This window comes from Streptomyces sp. NPDC033131 (assembly GCF_055578365.1).
In genome coordinates this window covers 83,843-106,753 of the sequence record NZ_JBVIPA010000005.1, presented here as the reverse complement: position 1 = coordinate 106,753, position 22,911 = coordinate 83,843, and the positions used below count along the sequence as shown (strand labels likewise).

Here is a 22,911-nt window from a genome sequence, read left to right as displayed (position 1 = left end):
AGCGAGGCCGGCAGGATCGAACCGACTCGTCGCCCAGTCCCGGCGGTTGGCTCAACCACACCGGCCGTCGGGGTGGGTGCAGCATTCCTAGGAGGATCCCGGCCTTCTCCTGCCCTCCAAAGCACGGCAAGTTCGCAGGTGAACGATCCGTTGGCAGGGCTTCAGCCCTGGCTGAGCAAGGAGGACGCGGTGACTCGCACAACCCCGGAGATCACAGAGCAGGACAGCCGGAAGGTCGTACTCGTCACGGGTGCCACAAGCGGCATCGGCGAAGGCATCGCCAGGCGGCTCGCCGCGGAAGGGCACCACGTCGTCGCCGGCGGGCGTCGGGAGGATCGGCTGGCCGACTTGGCCAAGAGCATCCGGGCCGACGGCGGCAGCATCGACGTACGACGACTCGACGTCACCGACCGGGCCGACATGGCCGGCTTCGTCGACGAGGCCGTCACCGCTCTGGGGCACATCGACGTGATGGTCAACAACGCCGGCGTCATGCCGCTGTCGCGGCTGGACTCACTGCTGGTGGACGAATGGGACCGGATGGTCGATGTCAACGTCAAGGGACTGCTGTACGGCATAGCGGCGGCCATGCCGCACTTCCAGCGTCAGAGCAGCGGGCACTTCATCACCATCGCGTCCGTCGGTGCCTACTCCGTGGTTCCCACGGCTGCCGTGTACTGCGCCACGAAGTACGCGGCCTGGGCGATCACAGAGGGCCTGCGGCAGGAGGCTGACCCGTTCATCCGGGTCACCACCGTCTCACCGGGCGTCGTCGAGTCCGAACTGGCCGACACCATCACCGAACCAGGAGCCGCGGCGGCGATGAAGGACTACCGCTCGGCTGCCATCCCGCCCGATGCCATCGCTCGTGCGATCTCCTATGCGATCGGTCAGCCCGCCGATGTCGACGTCAACGAGCTGGTCATCCGGCCTGTGCGGCAGCGCCCGTAGCGTTCTCGGCCGCCCGGGTCGTGCTGCCGCCGCGCAGCCCGGCCCGGGACGACGGAACTCGCGCGCGGCACTGGAAGGGGCGACGGCGGCGCCTGTGGCGTACAGGTCCCGTGGCGCGCCGCAGCATAGGCAACGGCCGAGGCGTATTCAGTCGCCTGTGGCGATGTCCCGCTGTACGGGATCCGCACCGTGCGCCGTCTGCGTCACGGTGAGGCTGCCGAGCAGTGACAGTGCGTGGTCGGAGGGACCGCCGGGCTCGGCCTGGTAGACGACGAGTTGTTGCCCGGGCGCGCTGTTGATGGTCAAGGACTCGTAGTCCAGGGTGAGTTCACCGACGACAGGGTGCCGGAAGCGTTTGGTCTCCCGCCGCTTCTGGCGGATGTCATGACGCGACCACAACCTGCGGAACGCTTCGCTCTTGAGCGACAACTCGCCCACCAGCTCGACCAACCGCGGATCGTCGTAGTCGGTTCCCGCTGCCTCGCGCAGACCGCCGACCGTGTTGGCGGCGACCCGGTCCCAGTCCGGGTAGAAGTCCCGGGCGTCGGGGTCGAGGAAGACGAGCCGTATCAGGTCCGCGCTGTAGGTGTGGCCGGCGAACAGGGCGCCGCCGAGGGGGTTGTGCGCGAGGACGTCCATACAGCGCCCCAGAATCACGGCAGGCGTCCCGGTCCAGGTGTTCATCATCCGCAGCAGAACGGGACTCACCCGCTGACGCCGGGCAATCCTGCGGGAACGTCCCGGCACGGGCCGGGCCAGTCGGTGCAGATGGGCCGTGGCGTCGTCGTCCAGCAAAAGTGCCCGGGCCAGCGCGTCGACCACCTGTACCGAGGGGCTTCTCTCGCGGCCCTGCTCCAGGCGTATGTAGTAGTCGGTGCTCAGCCCGGCCAGCGTGGCCACTTCCTCCCGGCGCAGGCCCGCCACACGGCGGTGGCCGGTCACGCGCAGGCCCTGCTCCTCGGGCCGCACAAGGCCCCGTCGAGCTCGCAGAAACTGCCCCAGCAGGTTGTCGCTGTCCATGCCATCGACAGTAGCCGCGCACCCCCTCCCGTGCCGCTGCGCAGGGTGGCCGCGATACTCCCAGGCTCGTCGGCTTCGGTGCCGGGGCGCTGAACCACAGCGGGCGCCGCGAACTCCTTGCTGCGCCGTCGTGGCGCCGCCACCACCCCGTGCACCCCGGTGTCCTCGGCGTGCCGTGCCGCGACCGCCTGGAAGCCGGCGACGCCGAGGGCGCGGTGCCGGCCGGCTGCAGCCGCTCATCGAGAGCATGACTACTGGTTGAGCACTTGGCGAACAGGGCCTTGTCCGTAGGCAACCCCATCGGACGCCCGATGCTCTTCGTCATCATCAACTGTCTGTCCTACGTCGGGCTTCCGTAATGCTCAACTCTCAGACTCTGCACGGGGCGATGGATTCCCCATCGGTCGACTCAGGCATGCCAGGCCCGGTCGATGTGGTCTTCTCGCTGCAGCGGGACGCAACGGCAGCCTTGCTGCGGGACCTGAGGAGTCAGCACATCATGCCGACGTTCCCCCACCCCTGGGGATCGATCGGCGCCTACCTTTCCTTATTACGCCGGCCGCGTCCCCTGGCAGTTCTGGACGTGCCGGACCTCAGCCGGGTCCCCGACCTGCCGCGGCGCGTCCACGTACTCAGCAGACTGTCCACGGTCATCGCCCTGGTACCCGATGGCTCGGACTCGGTCTCCTTGCTGCGGGCCGGCGCCGCCAACGTACTGTCCCGCCGTACGGCACCCAAGGAGCTGGCCGGCCGCACAGCCGCCGAGCGTCGCTGGCTGGCGCTGCTTCCCCCACTTCATGCCGCCGACGACACCCGCGAAGGTCTGAGGCGCACGCTGGACATGAGTTGCGGAACGGCAGCCTGCCGTCGGTGACGGTGACGGTGACGGTGACGGTGACGGTGACGGTGACGGTGACACTTTCGTCACCCGCAGTGAACCAGCGGCGGTCGCCCGACGCGCACCGGTGCGTGCAGGCCCCGGTCGCGCCCGGCCCGGCGGAGCGGGCCGGTCTGGTGGAGCGGGCCGGTCGGGTGGCGGGTGCTTGTGAGGCAGATGCCGGTGCGGGCGGCCGCCCCGGACGACTCTGGCGCAGCCCGCTGCATGGCCCCGTGGATCACACGGGGATCTCCGCGCTGGTGCGGGTGACGAGGCACCGGGTCTCGAACCGGCGCAGTCGGCTGGTCAGGGCGTGTGTGGGCGGAAGCCGAACTTTCGCCTTTCCACTGCGCCGAGGCGGGTCAGTAGGAGCACAGGCCTGCCATCCAGCTCGATTTCTCGATGCACGCCCGGCTCAGCAGGGCGAGAGGCGTGCGGTCCGCGATTGCGGTGTCACGGTCGAAGGTAGTCGTTTCTGAACTTCCCGGGGCATCTACCCAGTTGTCTTGCTAGGCTAATGCGGTGGCACACAAAAGATTGCTTTCTGTCGTTCCAGTGGCACTTCTTCTGCTGATTTCTTGTGGCTCCCAGGGGGGAAGCGAGAACAGCCCTTCTGCTTCAGATGCTGCCTCCTCGGGTACCACGCCGACCAGATCCGACGATTCCGGAGGTTCGGGAGGTTCCGGAGGCACTGATAATTCGGGTTCTGGAAGCGAAGCGCTTTTTACGAAGTCCGCCGTGCTCGATGATGTCGACAAGGTGTATCCGGCCCATGATTTCTTCGTGTCCGTCAGCGACGACAGTATGGTCACGCATACTGCGGACGGGAAGGAAATTGCACGGTCGAGCGTCACGGAATTCGCGGGTGGCTGTGTCCTGGGTGTCATCGGTTCCGCGCCCGATTCGGGCTCACTGATCTGGGCCCAGGTCACGGACAAGCCGGCCGCCGGTCTGGAACCGGCGAGCCGGTCGCTGTCGATCGTCGCCACCGACACCACGACGTACAAGGAGCGATGGCGGAAACCGCTCGTCGCTGACTCCGAGGAATTCGCGGGCTGTCAGTACGCGGAAGAAGCCACGGTGACCAAGAACGAGGAGTGGCTGGCTTATGGCGAATGGGTCATCAGTCTCACCGACGGCACCTCGCGGGCGCTCGGTTACGGAATCTTTCCCCGCGCTGTAGGAAACACCATTTTGGTGTACGACGGGGTCTGCGCCAACTGCCTGAACGGGATGGAATCGGTACCGGTCACCGACCCGGCGACCGGACGAGAACTGTTCTCCTTCTCAGACCACGACATCATCGCTGACCTCTCCGATGCGCCTGGTGATTTCGCCACGTCGTCCGACGGGTCCACTCTGTTCCTCGCCCGCCGTATCTCCGGCAGCCCGCTTTCCTATGCGCTGCAGTCCCGGTCGCTGGCCACCGGAAAAGTGAACTGGGAAATCAAAGGGACGTCGTACACCGGGCCGATCACCCAGAAGGTCACGCTCGCGGAGAAGGCCGGTGTCGTGGTGATCCCTGATCTGGCGGCCGTCAACAAAGAGGGGGTCGCTCCCGATGTGCAGAAGGACATGGGCCTCTCGCTGGCAGACGGGAAAAAGCTGTGGAGCCTTCCCGGCCTTTACGTGTGCGCGGCCAACGCCGCGGGTGTGGCCGTCAGGGCGAACGGCCAGTTGGTGGTGATCGACCCTCGCACCGGCGATCAGATCTCCTACACCGATGAACGCAGCGACTGCGGCGTTCCGCTCGGCGAGTACTCCTACTACTCCGAAGACGGGGCGCTGATTCGTATCCTGCCCTCCGCCGAATAGGACTGGGGCCCCCAACTCTCGGGGGGCCCAGTCACCGTCTCCGGTCGTCGCGTCGGGGGTCAGAAGCGGCGGGTGAACCATCGTTTGACAGTGCCGACCGTGAAGACGAACGCGACGATCGCGAAAATCGCCCGTTTCAGTTCGGCGCTGCCCCCATCACCGGTGTAACTGGTCGCGCCGTACAAGAAGAGAGCGCCGTCGAAAAGCAGCAGAGCCAGCAAGAACTTCGTGTCGGCGCGCATGCCGGTGGGGGCGGCGCGCCGCGGGAACTGCGGTGCTCTGCGTCCCGGGAACCCCGGGTTCTGCGAAGGCTTGAGGCGCGTCTGAGTGACGGCCTGTCTGAGTACCGTCGCTGCCTGCTTCTCTGACAGACCGTGCAGGACCACGGGAGTGAGATTGCCCAACAACGCACTGCGCGAGACGGGCTCGACCTGCACCGGAACGACGGTGAGCCCTTCACCGGACGGGTCGTCACGCAGGAAGGACGACCACTCCGCATCGCTCTGCGGCGAGAGGCGGTAGGAGGGCGAAACCACGGCGATCAGCCGTTTCGCGACCTGGAGGTCCCGGTCACGTGCCAGCACACTGTTGCCTCCGGCGATCTCATGGTCCCAAGCCCCCAGACGGATGGTGAATCCCTCGTTCTCCAGTTGCCAACCGATCCATTCGGCCCAGGGGAGGTCGTCGTCGGCGTAGGAAATGAAGAAGTCGACTGTCATCGAGCACCTGGAAAGGGAGCGCGGGAACGGGGGCGGGAGCGGGCGGGCAGCAAACCGTCCAGGAGGGTACGGCGGGCGGTGTCCGGGTCCAGTCCGACAAGTGAGATGTAGGTGCGGGGGCCGAGCAGTCCCCCGACCGACGTGGCCTCCACCATCACCGGAACGATCAGTCGGCGCGAGCCGTCGGGATCCCGACTGAAAACAGCCGTCCACTCAGCTTTCGTCATCCCGGACTTCAGGAAATCGGGAGTGAGGACGAGGATGATTCGCTCAGAATTGTGCAGAGCCATGTCCATGTCGGCGACGAAGTTCCCGCCTGCGGTGAAGTCCAGCAGTTGAACAACGGTTCGGTAACCGGCGTCTTCGAGGGCGTCGTTGATCCACGCCGCCCAGTCGGCGTTGACGCCGGTGAAGCTGATGAAGTAGTCGACTGTTACAGAGGTCATGGCGCCGCGATCCTGTACTGGTAGGTGGTGACGTCTTCCGGTTCCTCGTCCGTGTACATCAGGGCACCGGGGAAGACGTCCGGGCACTCGAAGTCTGCGCTGTCGAAGCGCAACTGTTCCTGCGTCTTCGTGCCGAAGACAGCCGGTTGGCCAGGACCTTGTCGAGTCTGGCACCTTCCGCAAGCCGCAATCGGCAAGGTCGACGACATAGGACTGCAAGCCCGGGGCGACCAGCGCGTAGGTACCGTCGGAGGCGGCGGACAGGTCGAGTTCCGTGGCAGGACGTCTCAAGATCGATCGAGCCGGCCTTCTGCCCGTTCCGTAGAAGGAACACATCCATCGCTGTCTTCCGCCTGCCGGCGTACTGAAGATCGCGAGCATACGACCGTCCGACATCGGGTGCGGCACCTGGTAGGCCGCGGATGTCACCAGTTCCTGACCGGCCGTCACGGCCAGCTCTGGTGGGGGGCGTTTGGAACCCGAGGGGCCGTCAGTGGTCGATGCTGCCGCGTCCGGTGCACCTTCCGCCGGCGAATGGGCACCGCCTCGGTCAACGTCGGCCGATCCACTGCATGCGGTCATCACACATGCCGTACTCCGCGCGCCGATGGCAAGACGAAGACGTAACAGCGCACGGCTCACACGAACCCCCAAGGTCTCACGTGCGTGCAGTCTGCCGTTTCGAGACCCATCTGTAAGCGCATATGGCGAAAATGCAGGGCCGTCTACCGGTCCGGGAGATCAACCGCGTCAGCCGAGGCGAGGAAGCCGACCGCTACCCCTGGAGCGTCCAACACCTGACGATCTCGTATGCCAACGGAGAAGCCTCCTGCTCCACGTAGGGCCGAGCCACGCACCACTGATCGACGCCCTGCGTCTCGTCGACTCCACCGCGAACGCGACGGAGAAGACCATCACCTGGGCCGACTTGACCCTGGCCGTGCTGCGCAACTTGGACGCTCCCACCGCCGCCGAGTGGGGCCCGTCGCCCGTGTGCTGGACACGCGCCCGCCCTTCCGCGACCGCCTCGTTCACATGCTCGGCACGCCTGCCTGGTCCGTCGCGGTGACGACAGGGGGGTCTTCGAGAGCTGGCTCGACAGGGCGACACGAGAGAACCGGACTGATCGGTAAGGCGTTCGGTGAAGACGGTGACCGCCACCGCTGCCGGTGCACCGGAGGAGTTCTGCGTCCGGGTGCTGCCGGGCCCTACTGCCCGTCATGAGCCTGACCGCCTATCCGGTACAGGACGGGGCATCCAGTCCGTGACCGCCACCTTTCGCACCGCCATCCCGGCGACGATCCTGGGGACCTGTGCGACGCCTTGAAGGTCGGGCTCCGGGAAGGCTTCGAACTCCGCATGCCGACACGGGTGTTGGCGGTCTCGAGACCGGTGACGAACCAATTTCCGCCTCGGAGGTCGGTGAGGGCGGGACGGGGGAGGACGAGGACGCGCCCGGTCTGCTCGACGACTTCGCCGCGGGCATAGAGCGGATGGCGACTCTGGACAGCGAGGTGCGGGCCGCGCTGGGGCTCATCGAGATGATGCCGCCGGACGAGTGCGGCGAGGGAGCGGAGGAACTCCTGGAGCAGCTGACGTCCCTGGACGAGGCCGCACAGGACGGTCTGGCGCGGATCGGCTCCTTCGGCACCTCGGCGGGCGCCATGGTCCGGGTGAGCCGGCATCTCCGCAAGCCGGAAAGAGCTCTCCGCCGCGGTGCAGCAACTGACCTCCGCCATCACGAGGATGGGCGTGAAACGTGGCGAGGTAGGGCTCGTTGGAGCCGTCGGCCCCGGGAATGGTCCGGATCTTGTCCTCAGCGAGACGGGCCTGGTCATCTGTCGACGCAGCGCATCCCTCGGCTTGTGGACTGCTCCAAGGGGATGTGTCGCCCCGACGAGTGCTACATCGAGGTGGGCAGGTGCGGGGAGCGGAGTACGAGCAGGGTGATCTCGCTGGGGGCGAAGACGCGGAACGGCGGGCCCCAGAAGCCGGTGCCGCGGCTGGTGTAGAGGAGGGTGCGGGGGCCGTGGTGGCTGAGGCCGGCGAGGGCGGGCTGGTCGATGCGGACCAGGTGGTGGAAGGGCCAGATCTGGCCGCCGTGGGTGTGGCCGGAGAGTTGGAGGTCGATGCCGGCGGCTGCTGCCCGGTCGATGAACTTGGGCTGGTGCGCCAGGAGCAGGACGGGCAGGTCGGGGTCGGCGCCGCTCAACGCTCCGGCGAGGTGGGCGCGGTGGCCTGTCAGGCCGGAGGACTCGGCCGTGACGTCATCCACGCCGGCGACCACGAGGGCGTCGCCTCCGCGTTCGAGCAGCAGATGGCGGTTGCGCAGCGGCTCCCAGCCCAGCTCGTCCATCAGGTCGACCCAGCCCTGGGCCTCGCTGTAGTACTCGTGGTTGCCGGTGACGTACACGCGGGCCCGGGTGGCCCGCACGGTCGCGAGTGGGGCGGCCTGGGCGCGGCGGCGTTCGGCCGTGCCGTCCGCGATGTCGCCGGTGTGGCAGACCAGGTCGGCGTCCAGGGTGTTCACCGTCTCGCACACCCGTGCCGACCAGCGGGCGCGATCCAGCGGGCCGTAGTGGGTGTCGGTGATGAGGACGACGCGGAGGCCGTCCAACCCCGCACCCAGGCGCGGGAGTTGCACGTCGACTCGGCGCACGCGTGGCACGCGGCGGGCCTCGGCGTACCCCCAGGCGAGCAGCACGGCGGTGACGCCGAGGACGGCCCAAGTGACGATTCGGGCCCGGTCCTGACCGTCGCCGACGCCGGCCACGGTCAGGGCGAGCCGCAAGAGGACGCCGAGCAGAACGGACCAGGTGAACAGAACCCAGCTCGTGCCCAGCAGGGTGTCACCGACGATCGCTGCCCGGTCCTGCTGACGCCGGCCGTGGCCGCGCGCCATCGCGAGCGGCATCCCGACGAGGCCGAGGACGAACAGGGCGGTGCCGGCCGACGTGACGAGCAGCGGCCAGTTCTGGCCGGTGAACAGGAGCACCCAGCAGGGCACGGTCCACAGGAGTACGGGGGCGATCAGGGGGAGGTAGCGCATCAGGCGGTGCAGTCGGCTCTGCCGCGGAGCTTGCGCTTCGCTGTCGGGGGGTCGGGTGTTGCTGGTGTCGGTCACGCTTCCCCTATCTGACCAGGCTGCCGTCTCGCGCACTGTATCCGGTGGCCCTCGGGCCGGCCGGACCGGCTTCATGGACGCGGCCCCTTGGGGCGAAGGAGCGATCGGTGTAGGACAAGCCTGGCAGGTGCGGATTCCCTTCGCCGGCGTGGCTCGTCCGCCGCAGCGCACCAGGCGACCCGTGCGCCTGGACCGTCGCCACCACCACCACCGGCGGCGGCAGCGGTACGGGATGGCCCTCGGGCTGGTGAGCGTTGCCCGGTCCGCGCTCCGCCGCCGCCGTATGAGCGCTGACGTTGTCGCGTGACCGGGCGGGCTCGACGGAAGGCCGAGCCCGCCACGCCGACTCCGTACGGAGCCGGACTCGAGTCACGCCGTCAGCGCTGCAGTGTCAGCAGACCCGGACGGTAGGGCAGGAGGCCGTAGTCCCCGCCGGAGTTGGGGCTGCGCCCCTGGTAGAGCAACTGCAGATTGCAGGGATCGACGGTCATGGTCTGATCGGGGCCGGTACGGATCAGTTCGCCATGGCTGATGTCGTTGGTCCAGGTGGCGCCGCTGTTGGCCTTGCCGGCGAAGGGATTGCTCTCGGTCGCCGCCTGGGGTGTCCAGGAGCCGTTCAGACTGGTGGCCGTGAACGAGCGGAAGTAGCGGCCCTGCGAGCCGATCGCCTCGACGATCATGAGGTAGCGGTTCTGGCCCTGCAGCTTGTAGACCTGCGGGGCTTCGAACAGGTTGTTCGTGGTGTCGCTCATGACCACTGTCGAGGTCGCGCCGAAGCTGCCCGGGAAGTTCCCGATCGGCATACTGGCCCGGTAGATCTTGCCGTTGTCGCCGGCGAAGAACAGGTACATGTTCGTGCCGTCACCGATGAGCGTCTGGTCGATGGGTCCTGTTCCGGAGTCGCTGATGCTGGCGGTGGAGAGCACCTGCTGGGAAGACCAGCCATTCGGGTTGGTGGGGTCGGTAGACGTCCGGTAGGAGAAGGCGGTCCCGCCCCACTGGTAGGCGAGCACCCAGATGTTCTTCGGTGCGAAGTAGAAGAGCGTGGGCGCGACGGTGGAAGCTGACATCGTGTTCTGGCCGGCCGAGGCCATCTCCGACCAGTTGGTGAACAGGCCGAAGTTCATCGAACCCCAACTCGTCCCCGTGTCGTGCGTCGTCGCGTAGACGAGTTGCCTGCCGTTGTAGGGGACGACGGTGAAGTCCTTGAGCGAGACCCACCCCGGCTTGGGCTGCGCCAGCGCGCCGGTTGATGTCCAGCGGTAGGTCGACGGAAGATCGCACGGGCCGGGGTTGTCGCCGCCGACCTTGACGAACTGCCACTGCTGGTTGGTGCCGCCCCAGTCGTCGTACTGGACGATGTTCCCGTTGTCGGCGGTGGAGGCGCCTTGCACTTCGAGGGCCTTGTTGCTGTGGCGCGAGATGAGCCTCACGTAGCCGTCCGAACTGTCGGCCAGCCGCCACTGCTGGTTGGTGGCGTTCAGGTCGGCCCACTGGACGATCGAGCCGCCGTTCGCGGTGGACCAATTGTGGACGTCCAGCACTTTGCCCGAGTGGCGGGACTTGACGCGGTAGTAGCCGCCCCCGGAATCGACGAACTGCCACTGCTGTTGGTTCTGATCGTTCCTGGTCCACTGGGTGATGCGGGCGCCGTCGTTGGTCGCCAGGTTGTAGACATCCAGGGCCTTGCCGCTGTTGCGGTTGACCAGCACATACGAGGCGTTGGGATCTACGGTTGCCGCGCGGGCGGGCTGGGCGCCGAGGAAGGTGGCCACGAGCAGCAAGGGCCCAAGGACGGCGAGTAAGCGTCTTGCACGGACCGGGGACGGGCGGCGAAACCACATCAGGGAGCACTCCTTTGGGGGCGGGGGGTGAGGTGACCCGATGAACCGCGGAGCGGACTGCCGGGGAGTGGGAGGAACCCGAAACATTTCGAAGAATTCCCGGAAGCTTTGACGCCACAAGCTAGGAATGTGAGGCGCCTTGGTCAAGGCCTGTCGCCGATCTGTCCACAAACAGCGCCTCCCCTTCGGGCTCGACAAGCTGCCGCGCCGACCGGAAACACTCCTGTACGCGGCACGGCTCACCCGTCCAAGGCGTCCGCGCGGAGGAGAGACGTCGAGAAAGCGGCGTCCGCGCACTCGTCCCTGCCCCGGCCCTGCCGCATGTGCCGGCTGCGGCGTCGGGATTCGCGGTCCGGCTCGCCGAGACCCGGAAAGTTTCGGGCGGGGAACGGAAACTTTTTGTGCGGGGAGTATTGACGATCCACCGTCAATACATCAATCATCCGTGTCGGAGAAACCGGCCATGGTTCGAGATCGCGAACCATGTCGGCCCTGAGTAATCTGCGCTACTGCACGGCAGATCCACGCACAGCTGCACGACGGATCCGTGCATCCCCCCAAAATGCCTGCGCCCAACACACCTGCGCCACCCCATTTCGTTCCGGTGAGGTCCGCACCTGCGCATCCTGGCTCTCCGCGTAGATGGAGAGGTGCGCGACGCCACGTGGCGGTCCCCCGGCTGAGTCGCGATGGAGTGCCCCCATGCCTGTGTCGAAACACCGCCGCCGCCCGCCGTACGTCACTCGACGGCCGAGCGGAAGCCGTCCGTGCCGGTCGAGATCGTCCCGGTCCCATGACCGAGGTGTCCGGTAAATCCGTGCTGCCCGGGCTCCGGCCCGCCCCCGTCCGTCTGCCGAGTGGGAGCGGACGACGCATTCCCCTGCGTTTCAGCCCTTCCGTGATTTCTACCTTGGAGGCACAGCCATGGGCTCGTATGCCCTTCCCAGACCCGTAGTCCGCCGAAAGATCCGCGGCCTGCTGTTGGCTCTGGTCGTCGGTGTCCTTGTTACGGTCGCCGCACTGGCCGCGCCGCCGACCGCACACGCAGCCGAGAACACGCTCGGCGCCGCGGCGGCGCAGAGCGGCCGCTACTTCGGCACCGCCATCGCCTCGGGCAGGCTGGGCGACTCGGCGTACACGACGATCGCGGGCCGTGAGTTCAACTCGGTGACGGCCGAGAACGAGATGAAGATCGACGCCACCGAACCGCAGCGGGGCCAGTTCAACTTCACCGCCGGTGACCGGGTCTACAACTGGGCGGTGCAGAACGGCAAGCAGGTGCGCGGCCACACCCTGGCCTGGCACTCCCAGCAGCCCGGCTGGATGCAGAGCCTCAGCGGCAGCACGCTGCGCCAGGCGATGATCGGCCACATCAACGGCGTGATGGCCCACTACAAGGGCAAGATCGCCCAGTGGGACGTCGTGAACGAGGCCTTCGCCGACGGCAGTTCGGGAGCCCGGCGCGACTCCAACCTGCAACGCACCGGCAACGACTGGATCGAGGTCGCCTTCCGCACCGCCCGCGCCGCCGACCCGGCCGCCAAGCTCTGCTACAACGACTACAACGTCGAGAACTGGACCTGGGCCAAAACCCAGGCCATGTACGCCATGGTCCGGGACTTCAAGCAGCGCGGCGTGCCGATCGACTGCGTCGGCTTCCAGTCGCACTTCAACAGCGGCAGCCCCTACAACAGCAACTTCCGCACCACCCTGCAGAACTTCGCCGCCCTCGGCGTCGACGTGGCCATCACCGAACTCGACATCCAGGGCGCCCCGGCCACGACCTACGCCAACGTGACCAACGACTGTCTGGCCGTTCCGCGCTGCCTCGGAATCACCGTCTGGGGTGTGCGCGACACCGACTCCTGGCGACCGGAGCACACGCCGCTGCTGTTCAACGGCGACGGCAGCAAGAAGCCCGCCTACACCGCCGTCCTCAACGCACTCAACGGCGGCTCCTCCACGCCCCCTTCGGATTCCGGACCGATCAAGGGCGTCGGTTCGGGCCGCTGCCTGGACGTGCCCGGCGCCAGTACCACCGACGGCACCCAGCTCAACCTGTGGGACTGCCAGAACCGCACGAACCAGCAGTGGACGTACACCGCCGCCGGTGAACTCAGGGTCTACGGCAACAAGTGCCTGGACGCCGCCGGCACCGGCAACGGCACCAAAGTCCAGATCTACGGCTGCTGGGGCGGCGACAACCAGAAATGGCGCCTCAATTCCGACGGATCCATCGTCGGCGTCCAGTCCGGCCTCTGCCTCGACGCCGTCGCAGGCGGCACCGCCAACGGCACCCTGATCCAGCTCTACTCCTGCTCGAACGGCAGCAACCAACGCTGGACCCGCACCTGAGGGGACCACTGCGTCGCTGGAGCCATGGACCAGGCGGCAGCCCTGCTCCATGGCTGCCATCGCGACGCGGACCGCGCCGTCCGCGGTGAGGGCCCAGTCGGACTCGCCACTCGACGCGTTGATGACGACCGAGGCGGCCAGGTCGCTGACCACCCGGCGACCCGCGCGGGGTCCCGGACGTCGAGGGGATACAAGGTGACCCGTGAGGCGGCGCGGGACCTCGGTATCTCACGGGCGGCCCCATGCCCGAGATCTCGGCTGCACCGCGTGCGCGATCGTGGTGGTTCCGCGTGTTGAGGTTGCACCCGGCGGACCCGCTCCTGATGCGGGCCCGAGACACGGGGTCAGCGGACCTGCACGGCGCCACCGTTCACGGAGATGATCTGGCCGGTGATGAAGCGGGAGCCGTCGGAGACGAGGAAGTTGAGGACCGGGGCGAGGTCGGAGTCCGGATCACCCAGCTTGCCTCCCAGCGGGATCGTGCGGGCCTGCTCGGCGTCGTGGGCCGCGAGTTCCTCCTCGGTCATCCGCGCCCGGTACCCGTCGTACATCCCCGTCCATATCACCGGATCGACAGAGTTCACCCGGATCCCGTAGCGCCCCCATTCCGCGGCGAGGGTACGAGTGAGCGAGAGCACCGCCCCCTTGGACGCAGAATAGTGCGCTCCGTTCGGATAGGGGATGAGGGCGGCGTCGGAACCGAAGTTGATGATGGTGCCGCCGTTCTCCCGCAGGTACGGGAAGACGGCCTGAGCGGTGAGGAAGGTGCCCTTGGCGTTCACCGCGAAGACACGGTCCCAGTCCTCTTCGGAAATGCTCTCCGCAGGCGCCCCCCTTTCGATGCCGGCCACGTTGACCAGGGCGTCGACGCCGCCCAGCTCCTCGGCGGCGGCGGCCACGGCCGTGGTCACCCCGGACTTGTCCGAGACATCGGCGTGGAAGTAGGAGACGGTGCCAGGCCCCTCGTAGGTGATCTTTTCGGCGAGAGTCCTGCCCGGTTCGTCGCTGATTCCCAGTGCGGCGACCCGGGCTCCGGCTCGGGCAAATGACGCGATGGCCGCCGCGGCGATTCCCCGGGAGCCGCCGGTCACGATGATGCGCTTGTCCTGAACTGTCATGGCGCTTTCCGTAGCTGACGAGTGGATGCGAGGCAGACGTGTGCGCATCTGCCTCACTCCGCCAGCGTTCCGTAGGCCACACGGTCATCAACAGGTCAAACCCTGCTCACTACTCGTCAGGACTTCTCAAGGCAGCCAGATGTTCCAGAGCATCCTGTCGGGACCGGTCCACGGCTGCTAATAGGCAGGGACGTCGCGAATAGCGAGGACGGCGTCGGCGGCGAAGTATTCCGTTCCCTCCCCGGCCGCCATGTCGCTGTCGTGCGATCGCCCGGGAATCGCCGCCGCGGTCTTCCGGGCAGGGCCGGCCGCAAACCGGCACCGCGGAACCCCCGGTTGCCCACTGGGCCTGCCTGTCAGGATCTCGCCCTCCCTGGCAGGCACCACGCCGCCTAACGTGAGGACCGTGAATGCACTCGGAGATTTCCTACGAGCCCGACGTGCCGCCGTCAGCCCGCTGGACGTCGGCTTGCCTCCGGGAGGCCTGCGTCGTACACCAGGGCTCAGACGCGAGGAGGTCGCCGCACTGGCCGGGATCAGCACGCAGTACTACGTGCGCCTCGAGCAGGGACGGGAGCGGTCGCCCTCGCCGCAGATTCTCGAGGCACTGGTGTCCGTGTTCGGCCTTGATGCGCCGGCGATCAACCACATGTATCTGCTCGCCGGCCGCGCCCCTGCGACACTGCGCCCGGAGAACGATCAGGAAGCTGTAGCGCCCGGCTTGCAGCGCCTGCTCCAGATGTGGACGGGGCAGCCGGCGATGGTGCTGGACCGGTGGCACAACGTGCTGGCGCGGAACGCTCTTGCCGAGGCCTTGACCAGCGGCTTCACCATCACCGGCAACTACGTGCGGACCACCTTTCTCGATCCGGTGGCACGCAGCTTCCACGTTGATTGGCACAAGGCGGCCCGTGCTGTCGCGGCCTCACTGCGCGCCACCGCCGGCACGGCCCCCAACGATCCACGGCTGACAAGGCTCGTGAGGGAAGTGTCGGCGGCCAGCCCGGACTTCCGGCGCTACTGGGCGGACCACGAGATCTTCGAAAAGGGAAGCGACATCTGCGGCTTCTCGCATCCTGTCGTCGGCTCCTTGGAACTGGTCGTGGAGACCTTCACGGTGGACCGTGACCCCGGCCAGCGGCTCATCGTGTATTACGCCGAACCGGGCAGTCCGTCGGCTGACGCGCTGGCACTTCTGGGGAGCGTGCACGCGGAGCCCGTCAGCGGAGAAGCCGGCCGCCCGGTCGGCGGGACAGCCCCCTCGGCGGAGTCCCTGTCCCCGTGGCAGAAGAACGGCGGACGGTGACGCAGCGGGACTCCGCCGCCCTCGCTTCATCAGCGACTGGATCATCGCATCAACGGCAGCGGAACGTTCGTCCGTTGGTGATTTCCCGTGCCACCCGGTGGTTTGGTACCACCAACCAACGGCCTCGGGTGAATTCCTGTGATCTCCCTGGCTGTTCCTTCGGGCTCGTGCTGCTTATCAGCCGCCGGCACGTTCAACTTCTTTTCTAGGATTTCCAAGTGGCTGCCTTATGTGCTGACCGCCGCCACCGGCGGAGGCGTGAACCAAGTCATACCGACGCACGTCCCATTACTTCGGTTGACCAGAAATGACCGACGTCACTTATCCGGTCAGAGGTTCGCGTTGTGAGGGGCTCGCTGATATGGGGTGCGGCGGCTCGTTGGGTGACCGTGTGGTCGCGGCGCGGGATCGGGCTTTCGTCGGGCGGGCGGTGGAGCGGGCGCTGTTCCGGTCCCTGCTGGTGGGGGATCCCTCCGGTGCGTCTGTTGTCTATCTGCACGGGCCCGGGGGGATCGGCAAGTCCACGCTGCTGCGGCGGTTCGCCCTCGAGGCGCGGGAGGCGGGGCGGCTGGTGGTCGAGGTGGACGGCCGTACGGTCATCGCGACGCCGCAGGACTTCGAGTACGTCGCGGGAAAAGCCACCAGCGAGCCGGGCGCGGTGCTTCTGGTCGACGCCTTTGAGCACTGCCAGGGCCTGGAGCACTGGTTGTGGGAGCAGTTCCTGCCGCGCCTACCGCTGGGCGGGGTCGTAGTGATCGCCGGACGCGTGGCCCCCGATCCGCGCTGGGTCGCCGATCCCGGATGGGGCGACTTTCTGCATGTGGTGCCGCTGCGAAACCTGACCGCGGGCGACGCCGCGGCGTTTCTGCGGGTGCGCGGCGTCCCGGCTGGAGCGCACCACGCGGTGCTGTCGTTCACCGGCGGCAATCCGCTGGCCCTGTCCCTGGCGGCGGCGGTCGCCGTACAGCAGGACGCGGAGGGGACACCGCGGGCGGCCGACTGGTCACCAGGAGGGGAGGTGATCGCGACGCTGCTGTCGCAAGTTGTGGGGGATCCGCCGAGCCCGGAACATCGCACGGCGTTGGAGGTGTGCGCTCAGGCCGAGGTCACCTCCGAGGCCCTGCTGCGGGCGATGACGGGCGAGCGGGCTGCCGAACTCTTTGCCTGGCTGCGCGCCCAGCCGTTCATCGAGTCCACCGCGTCGGGACTCCTTCCGCATGATGTGGTGCGCGAGGTGCTGGTGGCTGATCTCCGGTGGCGTGATCCGGACGAATTCATGGCCCTGCGTGGGCGGATGCACCAGTATCTGCTCGGCCGGGTCCGGGAGGTGCCCGCCGTACAGATGCTCCAGGCGATGCAGGCCCTGATGTACCTGCAACGGGATGTCGGCGCAGCCGGCCATGTCTCCGACACCTTCGAGGGACACCCCTGCGACCTGGTGCGGGAGCTGCCCTGTACTCCTGCCGACCAGGAACGCGTGGTGGAGCTGGTCCATGAGGCGGAGGGCGCCGAATCGGCCGCGATCGCCCGGTTCTGGCTGGATCGGCAGCCCAAAGCGTTCAAGGTCTACCGGTCGACTCGGACCGATGACATCGTTGCCTGCTCCGCGTGGCTGCAGTTCAACGGGCCTGAGGGGGAGGACGTCGATCCGGTGGTGGCCGCCGCCTGGGCCCACGCACGCGCCGACAAGCCGTTGCGAGCAGGGGAGCACATGGCCATCGCGCGGTTCGACGTGGACCCGCAGGCGTACCAGCGGCCGTCGGCGTCCAGCACTCTGGCCAGGTGGCGTGCGATGGGTGAGATCATCCGGGCCGACCATCTCGCATGGTCGTTCGTCGTGATACGGGACGACGGCTTCGGTAATGGTTACCTGGAGCGCCCCGAGATGCTGCCCATTGATGCCAGGCCCGCGGTCGGCCGCCACGGGTACCGTCTGTTCGCCCACGACTGGCGTACCCAACCCGTGATGGCGTGGATGGCGGAGAGACACGAAGCTCTGCTGACCGGCGCGGGTGCCGTCACGCCTTCGGGTGGAACTGCTCAGGAACAGGCCGAGCACGTCGTGCTGGCCCGCTCGGAGTTCGACGCAGCCGTACGGGACGCCCTGCGCGCGCTGTGGTGGCCCAGTCAACTGGCACGAAACCCCCTGAGCCGCACCCGCCGCGTCGCGGAGCACGGCCAGCGCCTGCACGACGCCCTGCTGCACGCCATCGACACCCTGCGGGATGAGCGTGGCGGAGAGAGACGCCACCACGTCGTCATGACCACGTACAGCAAGGCCGCACCCACTCAGGAAGCCGCGGCCAGGCGCCTCGGCATGTCCTTCAGCACCTACCGTCGGCACCTGACAGCCGCCGTGAAGCACATCAGTGATGTCATGTGGAGCCATGAACTGAACGGCGCACCGTTTCTCCCCGCCGACCGGGACCGGGACCGTAATCGTTCGGTGTAACCCCCGATCACGGACGATGCATGGATGACCAGTGAGAAGGCGACCGCGCCCTTTGCGGCGAGCCGCACGGCCACCGCAGGGCCACCGCACGGCCGATGCCCGCGGCAGCGCCGGTGACCAGCGCCCTTGAAGCCGACAGTTCGGCACTCATAGCCATCACGACGGGCGGGCCGTCGCGGTGCGGGCCGTCGCCGTCCCGCCCAACGCCCATGCCCGCGCCGACGTACTCGTCGCGCTCGGTCTGCGCACGACCTCGCAGCAGTTCGGCACACAGAACATCGGCACCTACGTGCCGACCACCGATCCGACCGGGGCCACGGAGGTGGCCGGTGTGCGGTCGGCGGGCAACGCCACCAACCTTGCCGAGCAGGTGATCGGCGCCGCTGCCGCCGACGTCAACACGGCAGCGGCCATCAACCCCGACCCGTGTCCGAGGACACCCGCCACGCCGTGGTCTCGCGTCGGAGCCCGTGAACGTCCCACAACACTCGCCCAACCGGGGCACCGCGCATTCGTCTCGTGTCCGGGACTCCGCGAAGGCCGGTGCACTCGCGGCGTCGGGTGTCGAACCGTCGTGGGCTCACTGGGCGACAACGAGCGGCTCACTGAACAGGCCCGACGGGCCGACGGTTTCATGGAATGCCCGAGTGACCGTGGAAGGGGTTCGCTCCGACGCGTTCGAGGTGCGCGGCGCCCCGCGCATCGGCACCGAACCGACGCACTGGCCGAAAGCCCTCTGATCCGCAGTCGTCTGGTGACCGCCCAGAACTCCGACGAACCCGTGGAGGTTCTGCCGCGGGCTCGGCCGTGTGGCCGGCCGACTGTGGGAGCTGGAGCACAACGGCGCGGGTGGCCGGGCGTACAAGTCGACTGAGCGCGAAGTGAACAACCAGCGGACAGGGAAAGGGCTGGTCCGGGCCTGGATGATGGCTGAGGGTGGAGCCGTATCCACCGTCCGCGCACTCACCTGATCCGGAGCGTGTGCGGACCTCGTTCGCCCGAGGAGCACCATCGTGACGACGGCCCCAACACAGTCCACCGGCATGCCCGCAGAACGGCCGCTCGGGGTCGCTGAGCACTTCATGTGGCTGATGAACCAGAACCGCCCCACCCACTCGGCCACCGCCATCGAAGTCGCGGGCCCGACCGAGGTGCATGAATGGCGAACGGCGCTGAACACCCTCCAGCGCCGCCACGCCCTCCTCGGCGCCCGTATCCGCGACAGCGGCAACGGCCCCCGGTTCTCGTTCGGTCACGCCGCACAGATTCCGCTGCGAGTGACCGACCTGGCGGCGACCGGGTGGCAACACGAACTGGCCACCGAGATGCGAGACGGAGTCGATGCGGCCACGATGCCGCCCGTACGGGCCGTCCTGCTGTACAGCCCCGAACGGTGCGCGCTGGTGCTCGTCGCGCACCATGCGGTGGTCGACGGCCTGTCACAGGCATATCTCGTAAGAGACCTGTTGACACTCGTCAGCGGCGGAAGCATCGAGGGGGCGGCCGAAGGGCATCCTGGACATCCGGTGGACCACTTCCTGGCTCAAGAGATCGCCGCCGCAGCCACCACTCTGCCGAGTGACATGGACATCCCCCTCTCCGACAGGCCCGGCAGCTACCGGACACCCGACCCGGACGCCGCGCTCTCCATCGACGCCGCCGCTCTGAGCCGGACCCAGACAGCCGCACTGCGCGAACGCGCCCGGGCAGAAGGCACGACCGTGCACGGCGCTGTCGCCGCCGCGGCCCTGGGCGCGGCGGCCGAACTCAACGCGGACTGGTCGACCGTCCCGCTCCGGGTGCACTCGCCCCTCAGCCTGCGCGGGCTCCTTCCCACGCCGGCCGACGGCATGGGAAACATCCTCGCCCCGGCCACCACCGCACAGGTCGGCGAGTGGAGCGACCCGTGGGAGGCGGCCCGGTCCTTCACCGACACCCTCGCCCCGTTCCGCCACAAGAGCGCGCTGCTTCAGTCGCTCGCTCTGTGGACAGGTGTCCTGCGAAGCCGCCCGGCCCCGGCTGACATGGCCGGTATGCTCGCCGCCGCCGCACCCCACGAACTGCTGCTCACCAATCTCGGAGCCCTGCCCATCGGGACGTCCTACGGTTCGTTGACCCTCAACAGCTTGTGGGGACCTTCGGTCCTCTTCGGATTCGAGGGAGAACAGACCCTCGGTCTGAGCACACTCGCCGGCACACTGCGCATTCTGCACACGAGCTTCAGCCCGGTGCCCGAGCTCTTGGAGTTGACCCGAGAACGGCTGCTGTCAGCCATCGGTGGCACTGGCCTTCAAAGCTGAGCTCTTCGTGCGGTAGGCGGCCGTACGCCACATCCGCCGAGTAGGAGACGGCGGAACCGGCACGTGCGGCGCTGGGGGTGATGGCGGCACCTCCTGTGGTGAACAGCAGGGTTCCGCGGCCACGTTCCCGCGTGGCGGACAGCACGGTCTGAACGCAGTCGATGGCCCCGAGGACGCTCAGGCCCAGTGGCAGTCGGACGTCCTCGGAGGTGGTGCGGGTGACGGGCTTGATCCAGTCCGGGGAAGGCAGCGGGCTGTACAGCAGCACGTCGATCGGGCCGAGGTGCTCCGCCATTTCCGTCAGTGCGGTGGATGCGGCCTGCAGGCGGGTGATGTCCGTTGGCGCACCGCGGGCAGTGAAGCCTTCCTTCGCCAGTGTGTCCTGCATGTGATGCGGGCTGTCGTGGTCGCGTGCGACCAGGCCGACGTCGAAGCCTTCCCCTCCTCATCCGGCGGCGGTGGACATCGCCTGAGCACTGACAGGCCGAGATACCCGTGCGCGCGTCGGACCGAACGGCGCATCACGCCCATGCGCCATGGCTACCCAGTCAGTTCCGGACCCCGCTCAGGCTTGTGACTGTCCGAGTTCGGTCGCGCTGGGAGTCATGTCCTGGGTGCCGATGACCGAGAGAAGTTCCAGCTGGGCGGCGCCCTCGGTGCCGGGCGGGGCGCTGAACCACAGCAGGCGCTGGCGTCCGTCCTCGCTGAACAGGCTGTGGCAGTCCAGCTCGATGACGCCCAGCGCGGCGTGCACGATGCGTTTGTGGTCGGTCCGTCTCAGGGCGACGTCGTGGGTGTCCCACAGGGTGGTGAACTCTTCACTGCGCCGTCGTAGGGCGGCCACCATCTCGTGCACTCGGGTGTCGCCGCCGCGTCGTGCGGCGACCGCCTGGAGATCGGCGACGAAGACCCGCGAGTGGTGGGGGTGGTCCTCGGCCGGGTAGAGGGCACGGGCGGCAGGGTCGGTGAACCAGCGGTGGACGAAGCTCGCTTCGGGGCTGCGCAGCGCCGGGGGCCGGCCGACGAGGGCGACGGCCAGGTGGTTCTGCACCAGGGTTTCGTGCAGGTCGGTGATGACCTGGGCGGGCGTGGTGGTGAGCTGGTCCAGCAGGCCGAGCAGGGCCGGCTGGACGTGCGCGGTCGGGCCGTGCGCAGCCGGCGGAACCATCCGGTCGGCGAGGTGGAACAGGTGGTCGCGTTCGTCGCCGTTCAGTCGCAGCGCCCGGGCCAGAGCGGCCAGCACCTGGGCCGAGGGCTGGGTGCCGCGGCCCCGTTCCAGCTCGGTGTAGTAGTCGGCGGACAGGCCTGCCAGTTGGGAGACTTCCTCGCGTCGCAGTCCGGGCACCCGGCGCCGCGGCCCTGTGGGAAGGCCGACGTCGGAAGGGCGGATTCGGGCGCGCCGGGACTTCAGGAACGCGGCGAGTTCGGAGTGGTTCACGCTCCCCATCGTGACGCGCGCCTGAGTTCGGAGCCAGGGGGTGGCAACCCCTGGGTGAAGACAGCCCTGGCTGCCACGGCAGCACCGGCCCACGCTGGAGACGCAAGCGGGGAGCAGCCGGTGACAACGCCGACGCGCCACGCCCCGCTCCACCCGTCGTGCCAGTCCGCCTCTGGCGTCTCTCACTGGAGTCCCCTTGTCCTCCCAGGAAACCGCGGCGAGTCGTGCCGCGCTCAACGACCGTGCAGACCAGCCCCGCGTCGCCATCGTCACCGGCGGATCCCGCGGTATCGGCCGCGAGACGGTGAGCCGGCTGGCCGCCGACGGATTCGCCGTCGTCGTCGGTTACGCCGGCAATCGTGATCTGGCCGAGGCGGCCGTCAAGGAGGTCACCGCCGCCGGGGGCCGGGCCGTGGCCGTCCAGGCCGATGTCGCCGACGAGCAGGAGGTGGCCGCACTGTTCGACACCACCGAGTCCGAGTTCGGTGGGGTCGACGTGGTCGTCCACGCGGCCGGCCGACTGTACCTGTCCCCTGTCGCCGACCTGGATCTGGCGGAACTGGACGCGCTCCACCGCACCAACATCCGCGGGAGCTTCGTCGTCGCCCAGCAGTCCGCCCGCAGGGTTCGCAGCGGCGGGGCCATGATCACCTTCTCGACTTCCATAGTGGGCCTGGCACTTCCCGGCTACGGCGCCTACAGCGCCGCCAAGGGTGCCGTCGAGGCGCTCACGATGATCCTCGCCCGGGAGATGCGCGGCCGGGACGTCACCGTCAACGCCGTCGCCCCCGGTCCAACGGCCACCGACCTGTTCCTCGACGGCAAGGACGAGGAGACCATCGCCCGCATGGCCGCCCAGCCCCCGCTGGAACGACTTGGCACCCCCGCGGATATCGCCGAGGTCGTCGCCTTCCTCGCCTCACCGGCCGGTCACTGGGTCAACGGCCAGGTCGTCCGCGCCAACGGCGGCATCGTCTGACCGACCTCGGCGCCGATGCCGTACGTGTTCCGCACCCGCTCAACCGCAAGGACGGCCATGCCCTCCGACACCGCCAGGACCATCCCGGTGACCGGGCCCGTACGCAGTCGAACTCGACGTCCCCTGCCAGGAATCCGCCGACGCCGATGCCCGTCGGCACCTGGACA

At 68.1% G+C, this 22,911-nt stretch carries 15 protein-coding genes and 1 pseudogene; 8 read left to right on the top strand and 8 right to left on the bottom strand.

Annotated elements, in window-relative coordinates; translation table 11 throughout:
• Positions 1–189: 189 nt before the first annotated feature.
• Positions 190–951, top strand: coding sequence for an SDR family oxidoreductase (locus ACZ5XS_RS09195; RefSeq protein ID WP_468649309.1), 762 nt, complete (start codon positions 190–192; stop codon positions 949–951).
• A 147-nt stretch (positions 952–1,098) separates the two neighbouring features.
• On the opposite strand, the gene ACZ5XS_RS09190 is transcribed toward ACZ5XS_RS09195, so the two are convergent.
• Complete coding sequence (locus tag ACZ5XS_RS09190) at positions 1,099–1,971, bottom strand: helix-turn-helix transcriptional regulator (RefSeq protein ID WP_468649307.1); 873 nt, start codon at positions 1,969–1,971, stop codon at positions 1,099–1,101.
• A gap of 499 nt (positions 1,972–2,470) precedes the next feature.
• Here ACZ5XS_RS09190 and ACZ5XS_RS09185 point away from each other — a divergent pair, with 499 nt between their 5' ends.
• Together ACZ5XS_RS09185 and ACZ5XS_RS09180 are read left to right on the top strand one after the other, a co-directional pair.
• On the top strand, positions 2,471–2,845 hold the full coding sequence (locus ACZ5XS_RS09185) for a hypothetical protein (protein ID WP_468649305.1): 375 nt from the start codon (positions 2,471–2,473) through the stop codon (positions 2,843–2,845).
• A 741-nt stretch (positions 2,846–3,586) separates the two neighbouring features.
• Positions 3,587–4,663 (top strand): hypothetical protein, encoded by a 1,077-nt coding sequence (locus tag ACZ5XS_RS09180; protein ID WP_468649303.1) that lies wholly within the window; start codon positions 3,587–3,589, stop codon positions 4,661–4,663.
• Positions 4,664–4,722: 59 nt separating this feature from the next.
• Here ACZ5XS_RS09180 and ACZ5XS_RS09175 read toward each other — a convergent pair whose 3' ends face one another.
• The 4 genes from ACZ5XS_RS09175 to ACZ5XS_RS09160 all read right to left on the bottom strand — a co-directional run bounded on the left by ACZ5XS_RS09175 (position 4,723) and on the right by ACZ5XS_RS09160 (position 10,796).
• Positions 4,723–5,382: a toll/interleukin-1 receptor domain-containing protein gene (locus ACZ5XS_RS09175; RefSeq protein ID WP_468649301.1), complete on the bottom strand. Its 660-nt coding sequence runs from the start codon at positions 5,380–5,382 to the stop codon at positions 4,723–4,725.
• Entirely contained in the window at positions 5,379–5,828 is a 450-nt protein-coding gene (locus tag ACZ5XS_RS09170; protein WP_468649299.1) for a toll/interleukin-1 receptor domain-containing protein, read from the bottom strand. The genes ACZ5XS_RS09175 and ACZ5XS_RS09170 overlap by 4 nt, the downstream gene beginning before the upstream one ends.
• A gap of 1,903 nt (positions 5,829–7,731) precedes the next feature.
• Entirely contained in the window at positions 7,732–8,952 is a 1,221-nt protein-coding gene (locus ACZ5XS_RS09165; RefSeq protein ID WP_468649297.1) for a metallophosphoesterase, read from the bottom strand.
• A 377-nt stretch (positions 8,953–9,329) separates the two neighbouring features.
• On the bottom strand, positions 9,330–10,796 hold the full coding sequence (locus tag ACZ5XS_RS09160) for a non-reducing end alpha-L-arabinofuranosidase family hydrolase (protein WP_468649295.1): 1,467 nt from the start codon (positions 10,794–10,796) through the stop codon (positions 9,330–9,332).
• A gap of 924 nt (positions 10,797–11,720) precedes the next feature.
• On the opposite strand from ACZ5XS_RS09160, the gene ACZ5XS_RS09155 reads away from it, so the two are divergent.
• Complete coding sequence (locus ACZ5XS_RS09155; protein WP_468649293.1) at positions 11,721–13,151, top strand: endo-1,4-beta-xylanase; 1,431 nt, start codon at positions 11,721–11,723, stop codon at positions 13,149–13,151.
• Positions 13,152–13,495: 344 nt separating this feature from the next.
• On the opposite strand, the gene ACZ5XS_RS09150 is transcribed toward ACZ5XS_RS09155, so the two are convergent.
• On the bottom strand, positions 13,496–14,269 hold the full coding sequence (locus ACZ5XS_RS09150) for an SDR family NAD(P)-dependent oxidoreductase (protein ID WP_468649291.1): 774 nt from the start codon (positions 14,267–14,269) through the stop codon (positions 13,496–13,498).
• A gap of 397 nt (positions 14,270–14,666) precedes the next feature.
• On the opposite strand from ACZ5XS_RS09150, the gene ACZ5XS_RS09145 reads away from it, so the two are divergent.
• The 3 genes from ACZ5XS_RS09145 to ACZ5XS_RS09135 all read left to right on the top strand — a co-directional run bounded on the left by ACZ5XS_RS09145 (position 14,667) and on the right by ACZ5XS_RS09135 (position 20,327).
• A complete protein-coding gene (locus ACZ5XS_RS09145; RefSeq protein ID WP_468649670.1) occupies positions 14,667–15,575 on the top strand; it encodes a helix-turn-helix domain-containing protein in 909 nt (302 codons plus the stop codon).
• 379 nt (positions 15,576–15,954) lie between these two features.
• Complete coding sequence (locus tag ACZ5XS_RS09140) at positions 15,955–18,027, top strand: ATP-binding protein (protein ID WP_468649289.1); 2,073 nt, start codon at positions 15,955–15,957, stop codon at positions 18,025–18,027.
• A 1,013-nt stretch (positions 18,028–19,040) separates the two neighbouring features.
• The gene (locus ACZ5XS_RS09135) at positions 19,041–20,327 is read left to right on the top strand and encodes a phthiocerol/phthiodiolone dimycocerosyl transferase family protein (RefSeq protein ID WP_468649287.1); all 1,287 of its coding nucleotides are present in this window, start codon (positions 19,041–19,043) and stop codon (positions 20,325–20,327) included.
• Here ACZ5XS_RS09135 and ACZ5XS_RS09130 read toward each other — a convergent pair.
• Positions 20,248–20,754, bottom strand: a pseudogene (locus tag ACZ5XS_RS09130) (SDR family NAD(P)-dependent oxidoreductase); the annotation flags it as partial. The gene ACZ5XS_RS09135 and the pseudogene ACZ5XS_RS09130 overlap by 80 nt on opposite strands.
• 138 nt (positions 20,755–20,892) lie before the next feature.
• The gene (locus ACZ5XS_RS09125) at positions 20,893–21,765 is read right to left on the bottom strand and encodes a helix-turn-helix transcriptional regulator (protein ID WP_468649285.1); all 873 of its coding nucleotides are present in this window, start codon (positions 21,763–21,765) and stop codon (positions 20,893–20,895) included.
• A 196-nt stretch (positions 21,766–21,961) separates the two neighbouring features.
• Between ACZ5XS_RS09125 and ACZ5XS_RS09120 the strand changes: the two genes are divergently transcribed.
• A complete protein-coding gene (locus tag ACZ5XS_RS09120; protein ID WP_468649283.1) occupies positions 21,962–22,744 on the top strand; it encodes an SDR family oxidoreductase in 783 nt (260 codons plus the stop codon).
• Positions 22,745–22,911: the final 167 nt, after the last annotated feature.